The organism is Stenotrophomonas sp. YJH_SMC_4 (genome assembly GCF_059371575.1).
In genome coordinates this window covers 275,241-291,047 of the sequence record NZ_JCAFUR010000003.1, presented here as the reverse complement: position 1 = coordinate 291,047, position 15,807 = coordinate 275,241, and the positions used below count along the sequence as shown (strand labels likewise).

Sequence of the window (15,807 nt, the reverse complement as noted above, 5' to 3'; positions counted from 1 at the left end):
CCGGCGTGTCGGGGCGCCCGACGCAAGAGCGGACCTGGTTCCGCTCTTCCGCTTTGACGAATCCCGACTTTCCGGAACCAGATCCACGATATGAGCAAGCGCGATTATTACGAAGTGCTGGGCGTTGCCCGCACCGCCACCGACGACGAGCTGAAGAAGGCGTACCGTCGCTGCGCGATGAAGTTCCACCCGGACCGCAACCCGGGTGATGCGGCGGCCGAAGCCTCCTTCAAGGAGTGCAAGGAAGCCTACGAAGTACTGTCCGACGGCAACAAGCGCCGCATGTACGACAGCCATGGCCACGCGGCGTTCGAGCACGGCATGGGCGGCGGCGGGCCGGGCGGCCCGGACATGAACGATATCTTCGGCGATATCTTTGGCAACATCTTTGGCGGCGGTGGCGGTGGTCCGCGCCAGGCGCGTCGCGGCGCCGATATCGGCTACGTGATGGAGCTGGACCTGGAAGAAGCCGTGCGCGGCGTCGAGCGCCGCATCGAGATTCCAACCCTGGCCGAGTGCGGCGACTGCGATGGCAGTGGCTCGGAAGACGGCAAGGTCGAAACCTGCAATGTGTGCCATGGCCGCGGCCAGGTGCGCATCCAGCGCGGCATCTTCGCCATGCAGCAGGCCTGCCACAACTGCGGCGGCCGTGGCCAGATCATCGCCAAGCCCTGCAAGACCTGCCACGGCAACGGCCGTGTCGAGGAAGACAAGGTGCTGTCGGTGAAGGTGCCGGCCGGCGTCGATACCGGCGACCGCATCCGCCTGCAGGGCGAGGGCGAAGCCGGTCCGGCCGGTACGCCACCGGGCGACCTGTACGTGGAAGTGCGCGTGCGCGAGCATGCGATCTTCCAGCGCGATGGCGACGACTTGCACTGCGAAGTGCCGATCCGCATCTCGCAGGCGGCACTGGGTGACACCGTGCGCGTGGCGACCCTCGGCGGCGAAGCGGAGATCCGCATTCCGGCCGAGACCCAGACCGGCAAGCTGTTCCGCCTGCGCGGCAAGGGCGTGCGTTCGGTGCGCAGCCGCAGCGAGGGCGACCTGTACTGCCGCGTGGTGGTGGAGACTCCGGTCAACCTCACCCCTGAGCAGCGCAAGCTGCTGGAACAGTTCGAAGCCACCTTCGTCGGCGAGGAAGCACGCAAGCATTCGCCGAAGTCGGCCACCTTCATGGATGGCGTGAAGGGCTTCTGGGACCGGATGACGTCCTGAGTTTTCAACGCAAGTGTTGAACGGTAGCGCCGGGCCATGCCCGGCGTTTTCGTTTGCGATCAGCGGAAAAACGCCGCCGGCGTCTGCCCCAGCTGGCGCTTGAACATGCTGGTGAACGCGCTGGGGCTGTCGTAGCCCATCGCCAGCGCGACATCGATGACCTTGTCGCCGACCGCCAGCCGCTCCAATGCGGCCAGCAGTCGGGCCTGCTGTCGCCACTGCCCGAAGGTCATGCCCAGCTCGTGGGCGAAGTGGCGCTGGATGGTTTTCACGTCAACTTCCAGCGCCTGTGCCCAGTCCTGCAGCGTGGCGTCGTCGCCGGGGTGCTTCTGGATGTGCTGGCAGATCCGCTGCAGGCGCGGGTCGGTGGGCGAGGGCAGGTGCAGCGGCAGCACGTCCATGCGATGCAGTTCGTCCAGGAGCAGGCGCACCACGCGGCCATCGCGGCTGTCGTCCACGTGCGCGGACTCGATCAGGCTGGCCGCCAGCAGTAGTTCGCGCAGCAGCGGCGCCACCTGTACTGCGAACGCCCCATCCGGCAGTTGCGGTGCAAAGTCCGGTTCCACGTACAGGCTGCGCATGTGCACCTCGGCGATGCAGTCCACCGCATGCACCATGCCGGCCGGAACCCAGATCGCGCGGGTGGAGGGCACGACCCAGCGGCCACCGTCCGCGCGCACCACCATCAGGCCGGACATGGCGAAGACCAGTTGGTGACGGCGATGCCGGTGTGGCGCGATGTGGGTACCGGGCGGGTAGTGCCGGGCGCGGCTGGTCACCGGGCGGTGTACCGGCACTTCGTTCCACGGCGCGGTCTCGCGGATCGGGCAGGGAGTGTCCTTTTTGCGATATGCCATGACCCGAACGCGGCAGAAGGGAGTGGGGGCCCACCGTAGCATGCGTGGCTCGCCCCCAACCTGACTGTGTCCATGTCGACCTTGGCTTCTCCCGCAACGACCTCACGCCCGGTGGCTCCCGGCGTGCTGGCCGCCATCTCCACCTCGCATGTCGTCAACGACATGATGCAGTCGCTGATCCTGGCCATCTATCCGGTGATAAAGGGCGGCTTCAACCTCAGCTTCACCCAGATCGGCCTGATCACGCTGGCCTACCAGCTCACCGCGTCGATCTTCCAGCCCTTGATCGGCATGGCCACCGACCGTCGCCCGGCGCCGTACTCGCTGCCGATCGGCATGGCCTCGACCCTGTGCGGCATGCTGCTGCTCGGCTTCGCGCCGAACTATGCGGTGGTGCTGATGGCTGCGGCGATGGTCGGCATTGGTTCGGCCATTTTCCATCCGGAAGCATCGCGCATTGCGCGGCTGGCCTCGGGTGGCCGCCATGGCTTCGCGCAGTCGGTGTTCCAGGTGGGTGGCAATTTCGGTACCGCGCTCGGTCCACTGATTGCTGCAGCGGTGATCGTGCCGCATGGCCAGCATGCCGCGTCGTGGTTTGCCGGCGCCGCGCTGATCGGCATTGCACTGCTGACCTATGTCGGCCGCTGGTACGCGCTGCACCTGGGCACCCCGCGCCCGGCCAGCACCGCCTCGATGGCGCCGCGCCATCCCCCGCGCACCGTGGCCAAGGTGCTGGCGATCCTGCTGGTGCTGATCTTCAGCAAATACTTCTACATGGCCAGCATCGGCAGCTACTTCACCTTCTACCTGATCCACCATTTCGGCATTCCCGTGGCGCAGGCGCAGCTGCACCTGTTCGCGTTCCTGGTGGCGTCCGCCGCCGGCGGCTTCCTCGGCGGCCCGCTGGGCGATCGCATCGGCCGCAAGCCGATCATCTGGACCTCGATCCTGGGCGTTGCGCCGTTCGCCCTGATGCTGCCGCATGCCGATCTGTTCTGGACCACGGTGCTGGCGGTGCTGATCGGTTTCGTGTTGTCGTCGGCGTTCTCGGCGATTGTGGTGTACGCACAGGAAATGATGCCGCACCGCATCGGCATGGTGTCCGGCCTGTTCTTCGGCTTTGCGTTCGGCATGGGGGGACTGGGTGCTGCCGTGCTCGGCCTGCTGGCGGACAAGACCAGCATCGAGTACGTCTACCAGTTGACTGCGTTCCTGCCGCTGCTTGGCATCGTGGCGGCGTGGCTGCCGCCGTCGCGGCCTGCTGCTCACTGAGGGGTGCTTCTTTTTGCAGGGCTGCGCCCTGCACCCGCAGAGGCAACGGCAAAAGCCAAAGCGTGCTATCCGTGGATTGGCGGGGTGGGGTCGGTTGAGGGGGACACTGCAAGTACGTCCATGTAGCTCGGTCGCGCCGTTTTCCGCGATCTGTCGGAACAGCGTTCTGCTTTGGTGGGTGCCGACCGTTGGTCGGCACGGGGTCGGATATCGATATTTGACAGACGTGTCGATCAACGGACGACACCTACCAACAGCCGCAGTTGCCAGTAGAGCCACGCCATGCGTGGACGAATTCATTCGGTATCCGACAGATGTGCCGACCAACGGTCGGCACCCACCAGTAGCTGTCGGCCAACTGTCGAAGGTGGGGCGGTGTGGGTGCGCAGGACCGTTGGCGCCATGGATGGCGCCATCGAGCCCCCATGGATGGGTTTACGGCGTGTCCTGACCACCCACACCGCCCCGCCATCCCACGGATAGCCCGCTCTGGCTTTTGATGTTGACGTTGATTCTGCAGGTGCAGGGCTGCAAGCCCTGCCGAACCGCCCACCGGGCGTAGAATGCGGCCATGAGCGAATCCCTTGATAACCACCTGGTCCACGGCCGCCGCCAGCGGCCCGACGGCCCGTCGCCGATCGATGTCATCTCGGTCCAGTCGCAACTTGTCTACGGCCACGCCGGCAACAGCGCCGCCGTACCGCCGATGCGCGCACTCGGCGTGCGCGTGGCGGAGGTCCCGACCGTACTGCTGAGCAATGCGCCGTTCTACGACACCACGCGTGGCCGCGTGCTGCCCGCCGACTGGTTCGCCGACCTGCTGCTCGGCACCCGCGAACGGGGCCTGCCGCAGCGGGCGAAAATGCTGGTGTCCGGCTACTTCGGCAGCACCGCCAACGGTGCCGCTTTCGCCGACTGGCTGGATGACATCCTGCCGGCCTGCCCGCAGCTGCGTTACTGCCTGGATCCGGTGATTGGTGATACCCATACCGGCCCCTACGTGGAACCGGGCCTGGAAGCGATCTTCGCCGAGCGCCTGCTGCCGCATGCCTGGCTGGTGACCCCGAACGCCTTTGAACTCAATCGCCTCACCGGCATGCCGGCGCTCGCCGAGGCCGATGCCATCGCCGCCGCACGCACGCTGCTGGATCGTGGCCCGCACTGGGTGATCGCGCACAGCGTGGGCGGCACCCCGGGTGAACTGGTGACCCTGGCTGTCGGCCGCGAGGAGAGCTGGCGCTGGACCTCGCCCCTGCTGCCGGTGGACGTGGCTGGTACGGGTGATGTGCTGATGTCGCTGGTGGTGTCGTTCCTGCTGCGCGGCGAATCGATGCAGCAGGCGATCTCGCGTGCGATTGCCGGCACCCACGCGGCCCTGGAGGCGACCCTGGACAACGGCTTCGAAGAATTCGACGTGATCGCTGCAGCGCCTGCCGCGCTGGCCGAGGGGACGCGCTTCCGCGCCGAACGCGTGGCATGAGCGGCCTGCTCGAACGCACGCCGCGCACGGTCGGCATCGTCGGCAGTGCCGGCGCCTACGGGCGCTGGCTGACCCGCTTCTTCCAGCAGCACATGCAGCTGCGGGTAATCGGCCATGATCCGGCTGATCCGGGCTCGCATACGCCGGAACAGTTGCTCGCGCAGGCCGATGTGCTGGTGTTCTCGGCGCCGATCCGGCATACGCCGGCGTTGATCGCCGAGTACGTGCGGCAGTCGGCCGGCCGCGAGCAGGACCGGCTGTGGCTGGACGTGACCTCGGTGAAGGAGGCACCGGTGCAGGCGATGCTGGCCTCGCAGGCCGAGGTGGTCGGGCTGCACCCGATGACCGCGCCACCGAAAGCGCCGACCCTGAAGGGTCGGGTGATGGTGGTCTGCGAAGCGCGGCTGCGGCACTGGCAGCCATGGGTCGATTCGCTGTGCACGGCCCTGCAGGCTGAGTGCGTGCGGGCCACGCCACAGCATCACGACCAGATGATGGCGCTGGTACAGGCGATGGTGCATGCCACCCACCTGGCCCAGGCCGGCGTGCTGCGCCAGTACCAGCCGCAGCTGGGCGACCTGGCCGCGATGATGCCGTACCGGTCGGCATCGTTCGAACTGGATACGGCGATCATCTCGCGCATCCTGTCGCTGAACCCCGCGATCTACGAGGACATCCAGTTCGGCAACCCGTACGTGGCGCCGATGCTGGAGCGCTTGGTCGGCCAGCTGCAGACCCTGCAGGCCCAGGTCGGGCAGGGCGACGACACTGCACGCGATGCATTCCGTGAGGGGCTGCTGTCGGCCAACCGCAGTGCCTTCGGCGAGCAGGCACTGGCCGAGGGCAACTACACCTTTGAACGCGTGGGCTATCTGCTGGCTGACCTGACCGAGCGCAATGCGTTGTCGGTGCACCTGCCGGAAGACCGGCCGGGCTCACTGCGTGAACTGCTGAATGTGTTCGAGCAGCACCGCATCAGCCTGGCCTCGATCCATTCCTCGCGCACGCCTGGCGGCGAAGTGCATTTCCGGATCGGGTTCGTGGCCGGCAGCGATCCAGGCGCGATCAGTCGCGCGGCCGCCGAAGTGCACGCCAGCGGCATCGGGCGGGTGCTGGGCTGAGCACATTCATCCACAGGCGGTGTGGATGATTTCTGAGCAAAGGTGTGGATAACCTCGCTCAGCCCTTGGTAGTAAAGGCTGTCAAGATGCTTGGTCAAAAATTGATCACGCTTTTTGTAGGTTCGAGCCATGCTCGACCGCCTTTGGCAAAAAGCGTGTCGACCAAGGTCGACACGCACCAGAGCGGAGCGGTACGAAATCCGGTGGCGCCGGGCCATGCCCGGCGAACCTCAGATCGTCAGCCTCAGCTCACCGCCACTGGTGGTGAACTCGCGGCCGTCGCGTACCAGCGGCCGTCCATCATCCAGTTCGTAGCGTGGCGTGGCTTCGGAATGGTGCCCGCTGCCATTCGCCTCGGGCTTGAACTCGATGATGATGTGGCTTTCGCCGTTGCTGTCGATGGCGGGGAACTGACGGAACGACATCGTGCACCTCCTTCAGCGGATGCTGCTGTTGCGCGGCCAGCTTGGCCGCGCCGATGTTAGGCGGACGTCATCAATCGATGAACTGCAGGCGTGCAAGTTCAGCGTACAGTCCGCCTTCGGCCAGCAGCTGCGCGTGCGTGCCCTCGGCGACGATGCGGCCCTGGTCCATCACCACGATGCGGTCGGCCTTGAGCACGGTGGCCAGGCGGTGGGCAATGACCAGCGTGGTGCGGCCCGCCATCAGGCGTTCCAGCGCTTGCTGCACGCTGTGCTCGCTCTGCGCGTCCAACGCGCTGGTGGCTTCGTCCAGCAGCAGGATCGGCGCATCCTTCAGCAGTGCGCGGGCAATCGCCACACGCTGCTGCTGGCCACCGGACAGGCGGGCCCCGCGCTCGCCCAGCTCACTGTCATAGCCCTGCGGCAACGCGCGCAGGAATCCGTCCGCCTCGGCGGCGCGTGCGGCATCTTCCACCTCGCTGTCGCTGGCCTGCAGGCGGCCATAGCGGATGTTGTCGCGCGCGCTGGCGGCAAACAGCGTCGGCTGCTGCGGAACCAGCGCCAGCTGTCCGCGCAGTTCGGCCGGGTCGACCTGGCGCACGTCGATGCCATCCACGCAGATGCGGCCACTGGCCGGATCGTGGAAGCGCAGCAGCATCGACAGCACCGTGCTCTTGCCTGCGCCGGACGGGCCAACCAGGGCCACCGTCTCGCCCGGGCGCACGTGCAGGTTGAAATGGTCCAGCGCCGCCTGGTCAGGCCGCTGCGGGTAATGGAACACCACGTCGTCGAACCGGATCTCGCCACGCAGCGGCTGCGGCAGCACGTGCGGCTGCGCCGGCGCGCGGATCTCGATGTCTTCCTGCAGCAGTTCGCCGATGCGGCCCATGCCGCCGGCCGCGCGCTGCAGTTCGTTCCAGACTTCGGCCAGCGCACCGACCGAACCACCACCGATCAGCGCGTACAGCACGAACTGGCCAAGGGTGCCTGCGCTGAGGCGGCCGTCGATGACATCGTGCGCGCCCAGCCACAGCACGCCGACGATGGCGCCGAACACCAGCAGGATGGCGCTGGCGGTGACCAGCGACTGCGCACCGATGCGGCGGCGGGCGGCCTTGATGGCATCGCCCAGTGCATGGTCGAAGCGGCCGCGCTCGTAGGGTTCGCGTGCATGCGCCTGTACCGTCCTTACGGCGCCCAGGGTCTCGCTGGCCAGGCTGTTGGCATCGGCGATGCGGTCCTGGCTGCTGCGCGCGACGGTGCGCAGCTTGCGCGCACCGATGATGATCGGCAGTACCGCAAGCGGAATGCCCAGCAGCGACCACGCCGCCAGCCGCGGGCTGGTGACGAACAGCATCGCCAGGCTGCCGACCACCGTGACGCTGCTGCGCAATGCCACCGACATGGTCGAGCCGACCACGCTGCGCAGCAGCTCACTGTCGGCGGTCAGGCGCGAGACCAGCTCACCGCTGCGGCTGCGGTCATGGAAGCCGGCACCGAGCTGGATGAGGTGTGCGTAGAGGCGGCTGCGCAGGTCAGCCACGACCTTTTCGCCCAGCAGCGACACGAAGTAGAAGCGCGCGGCGGTGGCCAGGGCCAGCACCACGGCCACCAGCATCAGCAGGGCGAAGGCACGGTTGATCTGGCCGCCGCTGCTGAAGCCATGGTCGATCATCTGCTTGACCGCCGGCGGCAGGCTCAGCGTGGCCGCCGAAGACACCGCCAGGGCCATCAGCCAAGCGGTGAACAGGCCACTGTGGCGGCGCACGAACGGCCATAGCGTGCGCAGGCTGCCAAGGCGGCGCAGCGGCGGGGGCGAGGCGGGGGCGCCGTCCTTGTCAGTCATCCTGGTGGTCGTCTTCTATGCGGATACGGTCACGAGTGGCGTCGCGCAGGCGGATTTTCAATGCGTCGACCTGATCGGCCGGCAATTCGACCCGCAGGCACACCCCGTTCGCGTCGAACTGTTCATCGCGCTTCTCCGCGCCGAATGCCGGCAGGGCCGCATGCAGGGTGCCCAGGTCTTCGAAGCCGGCCTGCAGCTGCAGCCGTGCCATGGCGACCAGCGCCAGCCGCGGCGCGGTGCGCAGGCATTCTGCGGCGGCGCCACCGTACGCCCGGACCAGGCCGCCGGCGCCGAGCTTGATGCCACCGAACCAGCGCGTCACCACCACCATCACCCGATCGAAGCCCTGCCCGTCGATCGCGGCCAGGATCGGCCGCCCGGCGGTGCCTGCCGGCTCGCCATCATCGCTGGAGCGGTAGTCCTGGCCATGCCGGTAGGCCCAGCAGTTGTGGGTGGCGTCGGCCACGGCAACCTGTTGCAGGAACGCCAGCGCTGCGGGGGCGCCGTCGATCGGCGCGGCATGGGCGATGAAGCGGCTGTGTTTGACTTCCAGCGTGTGGCTGACGGGCTGGGCGAGGGTATCGAGCATTCCCGCCATTCTACGGTGTTGCCGGGTACCCCCGCCCGTTTCAGTCGTCCAGCAGCGGGCGCAGGTCGCGCGGCAGGCGCGCTTCCGGATATTGCTGGATGTAGCGCTCCAGGCTGGCGCGGGCGAGGTCGCGCTGGTCCTGATCACGGCGCTCGCGGATTTTCTGCAGCCACTGCCGGCGTGGCAGGCGCGCGTCGGCGTCCACCTCGGCCTGCACGGTATCCGCGCTCAGGCCCGCATCGCTGCCGCGGCGCATGATGCCCGGAGCCGAACGGCTGGGAGCCTCACGCTTCATCGAGGTGATCTCTACCCGATCCAGCGCCTCCGCCCGCTCGACCTCGGCGGCACTGGCTGCCGGTGCCGGTGCAGGTGCCGCGGCCGTGCGTGCTTTCAGTGCCCCGGACGCTGCCGGCGCGAATGCCGGTGCAGGTGCCGAGTAGGCGGCGGGTGCCGGTGGCGCAGGCGGCGCTGCTGCCGGCGCTGCCGGCGCTGCCGGTGCTGCCGTCGGCGCCGGCGGGAGGGCCGCAAAGGCGGTATCGGCGGCCGCATCCGCAGCCATCGATCGTGCAGCCTGGGCCGGCGCTTCAGCGGTTTCGGCCGGCGCCGGCTCGGGCGCGCGTGCGATGGACGGTGCCGGGGCAGCGGCAACAGGGGCGGCCTCGGGTGCTGCGGGCGCAGCGCTTGGTTGGGCGGCCGCCACAGCGCTGTCGGCGGCACTGCGGTCAGCGGCCTGATCGGCAGCCGCAACGTCTTCTGCCGCTGCCGGTGCCGCAGCAACAGCGGCCTCACCGGCCGGAACCGGCGGCGGTTCCGGACGCAGCTGCCAGGCGATGCCGATGGCAAACACCATCGAGGCGGCGATGCCGAACACCGCCGGCCAACGCGGGCGTGTGCGCTGCGTGCGCGGCGCCTCGGGAGAGGCGACCGCATCGGCGGCCGGCGCGTCCACGGCAGCGCGGGCCGCGGCCAGGATGGCAGCGTCCAGTGCGGCGGGCGGAGCCTGCTCGGCGCGACGGCCGAGCAGCCGGGCCAGCTCGCGTTCTTCCGGCGTCAGCGGTTCGTCTCGGTTCATGCGTTCAATCCCGCACGCAGCTTGTCCATCGCATAGCGCAGCCGCGATTTCACGGTTTCCCGGCCTACGCCGGTGATCTGGCCGATCTCCTCCAGGCTCAGTTCCTGATCCAGCCGCAGTTGCAGCACTTCGCGCTGCTCAGGCGGCAGTTGTTCCATCGCCAGCTGGATGCGGCGACGTTGTTCGAATTCGGAAAGCTCGCCTTCCGGGGTCTGCCCATCCTCGATCGCGGCCAGGCGCAGATCGGCATCGGCCGGGGCAGCCGGGCGGTGGCGGGCGGCGCGCCAATGGTCGTTCAGGCGGTTGTGGGCAATGCGGAACAGCCAGGTGCTGAAGGCCGCGTCCGGTTGCCACCCGGCACGGGCGCTGATCACCCGCTGCCAGACGTCCTGGAAGATCTCCTCGGCCAGCGCGGTGTCGCGCAGTTGCCGCAGCAGGAAGCCGAACAGGCGCTTGCGGTGGCGCCCATACAGGCTTTCGAACGCGCGCAGGTCGCCACCGGCCCAGGCCAGCATCAAGGCTTCATCGGTTGGCAGTGCGCTGGCTTCCACGGCGTACAGGGTAAGGCCTGCAGGCGGTGGCGCATAGCCGGTGGCAGGGGCGGGCAGGGCGAGGTTCATGGCATGGAAGCAGCTACGGACAGCACGAAAAACGTACGGGCGCACGATTCGGGGTTTACGGGCTTCCATTGCCCCCCGGGTGGCGCGCTATGCTCGGCGGCTCAGGGGAGGCGACGCACAGACGGCGCCAAGAGATTGTCATTTGTCCACGCATGCTGAATCGGCGGAAGAGCCACTACACGAGGCCGTGTTGAGCACGGCGCTGGTGCGCGCGTTGCATGCGCTTTTGCCGGAAACGGCCGTGGTCCGCGTTGGCTGGGACGACCCGCAGCTGGGGAGTGGCCGAGGGGGCTGGCCCTTGCTTGCGATTGACAGCGCTGCGTCCGTGGAGCCCGCCACCGGCGATGGCCAGCACGGCTGGGAGTATGACGGTGCGCGGCTGCTGCTGTCGGTTGCGGGCGCGGTGCCTTCACCCGCTTGGTGGGGGCTGGCCCGGCAGGCGATTGAGCTGGCGCTGCAGCGCGGCCGCCAGGCCGGCCAGATCAAGGCACTGGAAGAGGCCGAACGGCTGCAGCAGGCCCTGTTCCAGATTGCAGATCTGGCCGGTGCCGACCTGGAAATGCCCGAGATGCTGCGCCACGTGCATGGTGTGCTGGGCACGCTGATGTATGCCGAGAACTGCTACATCGTGGAATACGACGATGTGCGCGACCAGATACGCTTCCTGTACTTCGCCGATCAGGTCGATGACTTCGTCGCCGATCCCACGCAGAGCCATGACGCCAGCGAGATGCCGCGCAGCCTGACCGTGGCGCTGTTGCGCCATGGCAAGCCGCTCAGTGGTCCCTCGCGCAGGCTGCTGGCGCAGGTGATGGAACAGGAGCACGACCCGCAGCGTGGGCCCGAAAGCCTGGACTGGCTGGGCGTGCCGATGCTGCGCGACGGCCGCGTCTGCGGCGCCATCGTGGTTCAGAGCTATGAACAGGCGGCCCGCTATGGCGAGGCCGAGCGCGCATTGCTGGGCTTCGTTGCGCAGCACGTACAGACCGCGATGGACCGGCGCCAGGCGCAGGTGCGGCTGGAGCAGCAGGTGGCGCGGCGCACCCAGGAACTGCAGCGCGCCAACCGCAGCCTGCAGGATGAGGTGGCCGAGCGTCGCCGTGCCGAACAGTTGCAGACCGCGCTGTACAACATCGCCGAGATGGCGATGTCGGCCGACAGCCTGGACCAGTTCTATGGTCAGGTGCATGGGGTGGTCGGGCGCCTGCTCGACGCACGCAATTTCTACATCGCCCTGGTCAACCCGGCCGGCAACGGCCTGGACTTCGTGTATTCGGTGGACGAGCACAATGCCAGCCGCGCGCCACGGCCGTTCAGCCGGGGCCTGACCGAATACGTGGTGCGCAACCGGCGCCCGCTGCTGGCGTCACGCGCGCAGATCGATGCGCTGCTGGCCAGTGGTGAAGTGCGCGAGTCCGGCGCGCGCTCGCATTGCTGGCTGGGCGTGCCGTTGCTGCGCGACGATGAGGTGGTGGGTGCGATCGTGGTGCAGAGCTACAGCGAGAACAGCACGTTCAGCGTGCACGACCAGCGGCTGCTGACCTTCGTTGCGCAGAACATCGGAACCGGGCTTGCGCGCCAGCGCGACCAGCAGCGGCTGCGTTCGGCACATGCCGAGCTGGAAAAGCGCGTTGAGGAACGCACCCGCGAACTGGCCGAGGTCAACGAAAAGCTGCTTGGGCAGATCGGTGAGCGCCTGCGTGCCGAGCAGCGCCTGACCCACCAGGCCATGCACGATGCGCTGACCGGCCTGCCCAACCGCCTGCACCTGCTGGATCGCCTGCAGGATTCACTGGCGCTGGCCAAGCGTGAGGGCGGACCGGTGTTCGCCGTGCTGTTCCTCGATCTGGACCGCTTCAAGCTGGTCAACGACAGCATCGGCCATGCCGCCGGCGACCGCATGCTGGTGGAAGTGGCCAAGCGCATCGTGTCGATGGCAGGTACCGAAGATGTGGTGGCACGGCTCGGCGGTGATGAGTTTGCTGTGCTGCTGCAGTGCCCGCAGGGCCTGGCGCAGGCACTGGATTTCGGCCAGCGGCTGCTGCTGGCGTTGCAGGAATCGATGTGGATCGCCGGGCGCGAACTGTTTCCGTCCGGCAGCCTGGGCATTGCCCTGTGGAATCCGCGCTACCGCACCGGAGAAGAGCTGCTGCGCGATGCAGATGCGGCCATGTACCGGGCCAAGGCGCAGGGCCATGACCGCTGTGCGATCTTCGACGAGGACATGCGCGAAGAAGCCATGCGCAGCCTGGACCTGGAAGCCGATCTGCGCCGTGCGATCAACAACCGCGATTTCGTACCGTTCTACCAGCCGATCGTGCGCTTGTCCGACGGCGAAGTGGTCGGTCACGAGGCGCTGCTGCGCTGGCAGCATGAGCGCCGTGGCCTGCTGCTGCCCGGCGCGTTCCTGGAGCTGGGTGAAGAGAGCGGCCTGATCGAACAGGTGGACTGGCTGATCTACGAGCAGGTCATCGCGGGGCTGGCACGGGGAGGCGAAGGCTACGTCTCGGTGAACGTGTCGCCCCGGCATTTCCGCTCGGCAGAGTTCAGTGATCGCCTGTTCGGCCTGCTCGACAGCTGTGGTGCCGATCCGCGCCGGCTGCGCCTGGAAATCACCGAGGTGGCGTTGCTGGATGACGGCCCGCACACGCTGCGCATCCTGCAGGGCCTGCGCGAGCGCGGCATCCAGGTACAGCTGGACGATTTCGGTACCGGGTTCTCCGCGCTGTCCTACCTGCACCGTTTCCCGATCAGCACGCTGAAGATCGACCAGAGCTTCATCGCCGGCCTGCACGGCCCGGAAGTGCAGAGCACGCGCGCGCTGGTTGAGGGCGTGCTGTCGCTGGCGCGCACGCTGGGCATTGAGACCATCGGCGAAGGCATCGAGACCGACGCGCAGCGGCAGACCCTGCGTGAACTGGGCTGCGACTACGGCCAGGGCTACCTGCTTGGGCGGCCCGCGCCGTGGGCGCACGCGGCGGCCTGAGCCACCGCGTACAGCTGGATCATCGCAGGGCGGCGCGGCGCTTCTCGTCGATCCACTTCGAGGCCTGGGCCGGCTGGTAGTTCTTCATCCACTCCAGCATCTCTTCGATGTCCGAGCCGTACCACAGGTCCTGGCGCTGGTCCGGATGCAGGAAGCGTTCTTCCACCATGCGATCGATCATGCCGATCAGCGGGGCGTAGAAGCCGTCCACATCGAGGAATGCGCATGGCTTGTTGCCGATGCCCAGCTGGCGCCAGGTCAGCATCTCGAAGATCTCTTCCATGGTGCCGAAGCCGCCGGGCAGGGCGACGAAACCGTCGGCAAGATCGAACATGCGCGACTTGCGCTCATGCATCGAACCGACGATCTCCAGTTCGGTCAGGCCACGGTGGGCCACTTCCCAGTCGGCCAGCTGGCGCGGGATCACGCCGGTCACCTCGCCGCCAGCGGCGAGCACGGCATTGGCCACGGTTCCCATCAGGCCGACGTTGCCGCCGCCATACACCAGGCGCAGGCCGTCGCGGGCGATGCGGTCACCCAGGGCAATGGCGCGTTCGGTGTAGGCCGGCTTGCTGCCAGCGTTGGAACCACAGTACACACAGATCGATTTCATGGATCTTCCTGTCTCTTGGCCGGAAACGAAAACGCCCCGTCGCCAACCGCAGGGCGGTCGGGGACGGGGTGTCCTTGGATTATGAGCCCTTCTGTAGAGCCGAGCCATGCTCGGCTGCTCTTCGTTCAGATCGCGGCAAAGGCCGAGTCGAGCACGGCTCGACTCTACAGACGCCAAGCAGGCTTACGCGGCAGCGGCCTGCTCGCGGCGCGGGCCTTCACGCAGGGCGCGGCCGACCATGCCCACCAGCAGGTCCAGCTCCTCGCTGTCCATGCCGAAGTGCGGGGTGAAGCGCAGCGAGTTCTCGCCGCCGTGGATCACGTTGATGCCGTGCTGGCGCAGCCATTCCTCGGTCGAGTTGGCACCGTAGCACTTGAACTGCGGGGCCAGCTCGCAGGAGAACAGCAGACCGGTGCCCTGCACCTTGGTGATCAGCCCGCCCAGCTCGTTCTTCAGCTGTTCCAGCTTGCGCACGGCCTCGGCACCGCGTTCGGCGATGTTGGCGCGCACCTGCGGGGTCAGCTGGGCCAAGGTGGCGCAGGCCACGTCCAGCGCACGCGGGTTGCTGGTCATGGTATTGCCATAGATGCCCTTGCGGTACAGCTGCGCGGCATGCTCGGTCACCGCCAGCACCGACAGCGGGTACTGCGCGGCGTTGAGGGCCTTGGAATAGGTCTCCATGTCCGGCGGGTCGAGGCCTTCGAAGCCGGGGTAATCGACCACCGACAGCACGCCATGCGCGCGCAGGCCGGCCTGGATCGAGTCGAGCAGCAGCAGGCTGCCGTGGGCACGGGTCAGTTCGCGGGCCACGGCATAGAACGACGGCGGCACCGAACGACCCGGATCGCCTTCGCCCATCACCGGCTCCAGGAACACCGCCTCGATAAACCACTGGTTGCGTGCGGCGTCCTCGAACACCTTGCGCAGGCCGGCTTCGTCGTACGGCGCCACGGTGATCACCGAGTCCTCACCGCGGTAGCTGGCCAGGTGCTGCATGTAGCTCTTGCGGCTGGAATCGGAATACAGGGCAGGGCGGTCGGTACGGCCATGGAAGCTGCCCTTGACCACCACGCGCTTGATCGCAGCGCCAGCGTGGCGCGCACCCGGGTCGGTCTGCAGCTTGGCGTTGACATCGGCGATGCGGGCGGCCAGGCCGACCGCTTCGGAACCGGAATTCAGGCACATGAAACGGGCGAACGGGCAGCCGCCACGGCGGTGGCCGATCTCGGCGCGCAGGGCGGTGATGAAGCGCTGCTGCGACAGGCTGGGGGTCATGATGTTGGCCATCACCTGCGGGCGGGCCATCGCCTCCAGCACGGCGTCAGGGGTGTGCCCGAAGCCGAGCATGCCGTAGCCGCCGGCGTCGTACAGCACGGCGCCCTTCAGGGTGACCACCCATGGGCCGCGCGCAGCCAGTGCCACGTACGGGGTCACCGCGTCATCGGCATAGAAATTGACGAAACCGTCCTGCATCGCGTCGATCTGCGCCTGTTCGTCCTGCGCCAGCAGCGGCCCCAGGTCGGCCTGCACGCGCGCGAATTCCTCGGCAGCGGCGTCCACCGCGGCGATCAGCTGCGGGTGGTTGGCGGACAGGGCGGTCAGGGTGGCATCGTCCAGCCCGGTGGTGAGACGGGTGCCGGGCTGGCTGCGCAGGGGGGCGAGGCGTTCGATGAAGCTCATTGCAGATCTCCTGAAACAATGGGTCGCACGGGTC

13 protein-coding genes are annotated in these 15,807 nt (G+C 67.7%); 5 read left to right on the top strand and 8 right to left on the bottom strand.

Features of this window, described 5'->3' with window-relative positions; translation table 11 throughout:
- The first annotated feature begins 90 nt into the window (after positions 1 to 90).
- Positions 91 to 1,215: a molecular chaperone DnaJ gene (dnaJ, locus tag AC5P9F_RS07440; protein ID WP_005409242.1), complete on the top strand. Its 1,125-nt coding sequence runs from the start codon at positions 91 to 93 to the stop codon at positions 1,213 to 1,215.
- Positions 1,216 to 1,274: 59 nt separating this feature from the next.
- Here the strand turns inward: dnaJ and AC5P9F_RS07435 are convergent, their stop codons facing one another.
- Positions 1,275 to 2,072 (bottom strand): AraC family transcriptional regulator, encoded by a 798-nt coding sequence (locus tag AC5P9F_RS07435; protein ID WP_062606096.1) that lies wholly within the window; start codon positions 2,070 to 2,072, stop codon positions 1,275 to 1,277.
- A gap of 72 nt (positions 2,073 to 2,144) precedes the next feature.
- On the opposite strand from AC5P9F_RS07435, the gene AC5P9F_RS07430 reads away from it, so the two are divergent.
- The 3 genes from AC5P9F_RS07430 to AC5P9F_RS07420 all read left to right on the top strand — a co-directional run bounded on the left by AC5P9F_RS07430 (position 2,145) and on the right by AC5P9F_RS07420 (position 5,945).
- Positions 2,145 to 3,344 (top strand): MFS transporter, encoded by a 1,200-nt coding sequence (locus AC5P9F_RS07430; protein WP_308680469.1) that lies wholly within the window; start codon positions 2,145 to 2,147, stop codon positions 3,342 to 3,344.
- A 571-nt stretch (positions 3,345 to 3,915) separates the two neighbouring features.
- Entirely contained in the window at positions 3,916 to 4,824 is a 909-nt protein-coding gene (pdxY, locus tag AC5P9F_RS07425; protein WP_164225695.1) for a pyridoxal kinase, read from the top strand.
- Entirely contained in the window at positions 4,821 to 5,945 is a 1,125-nt protein-coding gene (locus AC5P9F_RS07420) for a prephenate dehydrogenase (protein WP_308680472.1), read from the top strand. The genes pdxY and AC5P9F_RS07420 overlap by 4 nt, the downstream gene beginning before the upstream one ends.
- Positions 5,946 to 6,175: 230 nt before the next feature.
- Here the strand turns inward: AC5P9F_RS07420 and AC5P9F_RS07415 are convergent, their stop codons facing one another.
- The 5 genes from AC5P9F_RS07415 to AC5P9F_RS07395 form a co-directional block, all read right to left on the bottom strand.
- Positions 6,176 to 6,370, bottom strand: a complete 195-nt coding sequence (locus AC5P9F_RS07415; protein WP_033834407.1) for a hypothetical protein — start codon at positions 6,368 to 6,370, stop codon at positions 6,176 to 6,178.
- A gap of 70 nt (positions 6,371 to 6,440) precedes the next feature.
- Positions 6,441 to 8,213, bottom strand: coding sequence for an ABC transporter transmembrane domain-containing protein (locus AC5P9F_RS07410; RefSeq protein ID WP_005413014.1), 1,773 nt, complete (start codon positions 8,211 to 8,213; stop codon positions 6,441 to 6,443).
- Positions 8,206 to 8,802: an IMPACT family protein gene (locus AC5P9F_RS07405; protein ID WP_024958288.1), complete on the bottom strand. Its 597-nt coding sequence runs from the start codon at positions 8,800 to 8,802 to the stop codon at positions 8,206 to 8,208. The genes AC5P9F_RS07410 and AC5P9F_RS07405 overlap by 8 nt, the downstream gene beginning before the upstream one ends.
- A gap of 40 nt (positions 8,803 to 8,842) precedes the next feature.
- A complete protein-coding gene (locus AC5P9F_RS07400; protein WP_308680479.1) occupies positions 8,843 to 9,874 on the bottom strand; it encodes a hypothetical protein in 1,032 nt (343 codons plus the stop codon).
- Positions 9,871 to 10,389 carry an RNA polymerase sigma factor gene (locus AC5P9F_RS07395; RefSeq protein ID WP_229295586.1) on the bottom strand — a complete coding sequence of 173 codons (519 nt, stop codon included), beginning with the start codon at positions 10,387 to 10,389 and terminating at the stop codon, positions 9,871 to 9,873. The genes AC5P9F_RS07400 and AC5P9F_RS07395 overlap by 4 nt, the downstream gene beginning before the upstream one ends.
- A 292-nt stretch (positions 10,390 to 10,681) precedes the next feature.
- Between AC5P9F_RS07395 and AC5P9F_RS07390 the strand changes: the two genes are divergently transcribed.
- Complete coding sequence (locus AC5P9F_RS07390) at positions 10,682 to 13,480, top strand: bifunctional diguanylate cyclase/phosphodiesterase (protein ID WP_308680635.1); 2,799 nt, start codon at positions 10,682 to 10,684, stop codon at positions 13,478 to 13,480.
- A gap of 19 nt (positions 13,481 to 13,499) precedes the next feature.
- On the opposite strand, the gene AC5P9F_RS07385 is transcribed toward AC5P9F_RS07390, so the two are convergent.
- Together AC5P9F_RS07385 and AC5P9F_RS07380 are read right to left on the bottom strand one after the other, a co-directional pair.
- A complete protein-coding gene (locus AC5P9F_RS07385; RefSeq protein ID WP_005409253.1) occupies positions 13,500 to 14,093 on the bottom strand; it encodes an LOG family protein in 594 nt (197 codons plus the stop codon).
- A 183-nt stretch (positions 14,094 to 14,276) separates the two neighbouring features.
- A complete protein-coding gene (locus tag AC5P9F_RS07380) occupies positions 14,277 to 15,773 on the bottom strand; it encodes an aminotransferase class III-fold pyridoxal phosphate-dependent enzyme (RefSeq protein WP_005409254.1) in 1,497 nt (498 codons plus the stop codon).
- Positions 15,774 to 15,807 lie beyond the last annotated feature (34 nt).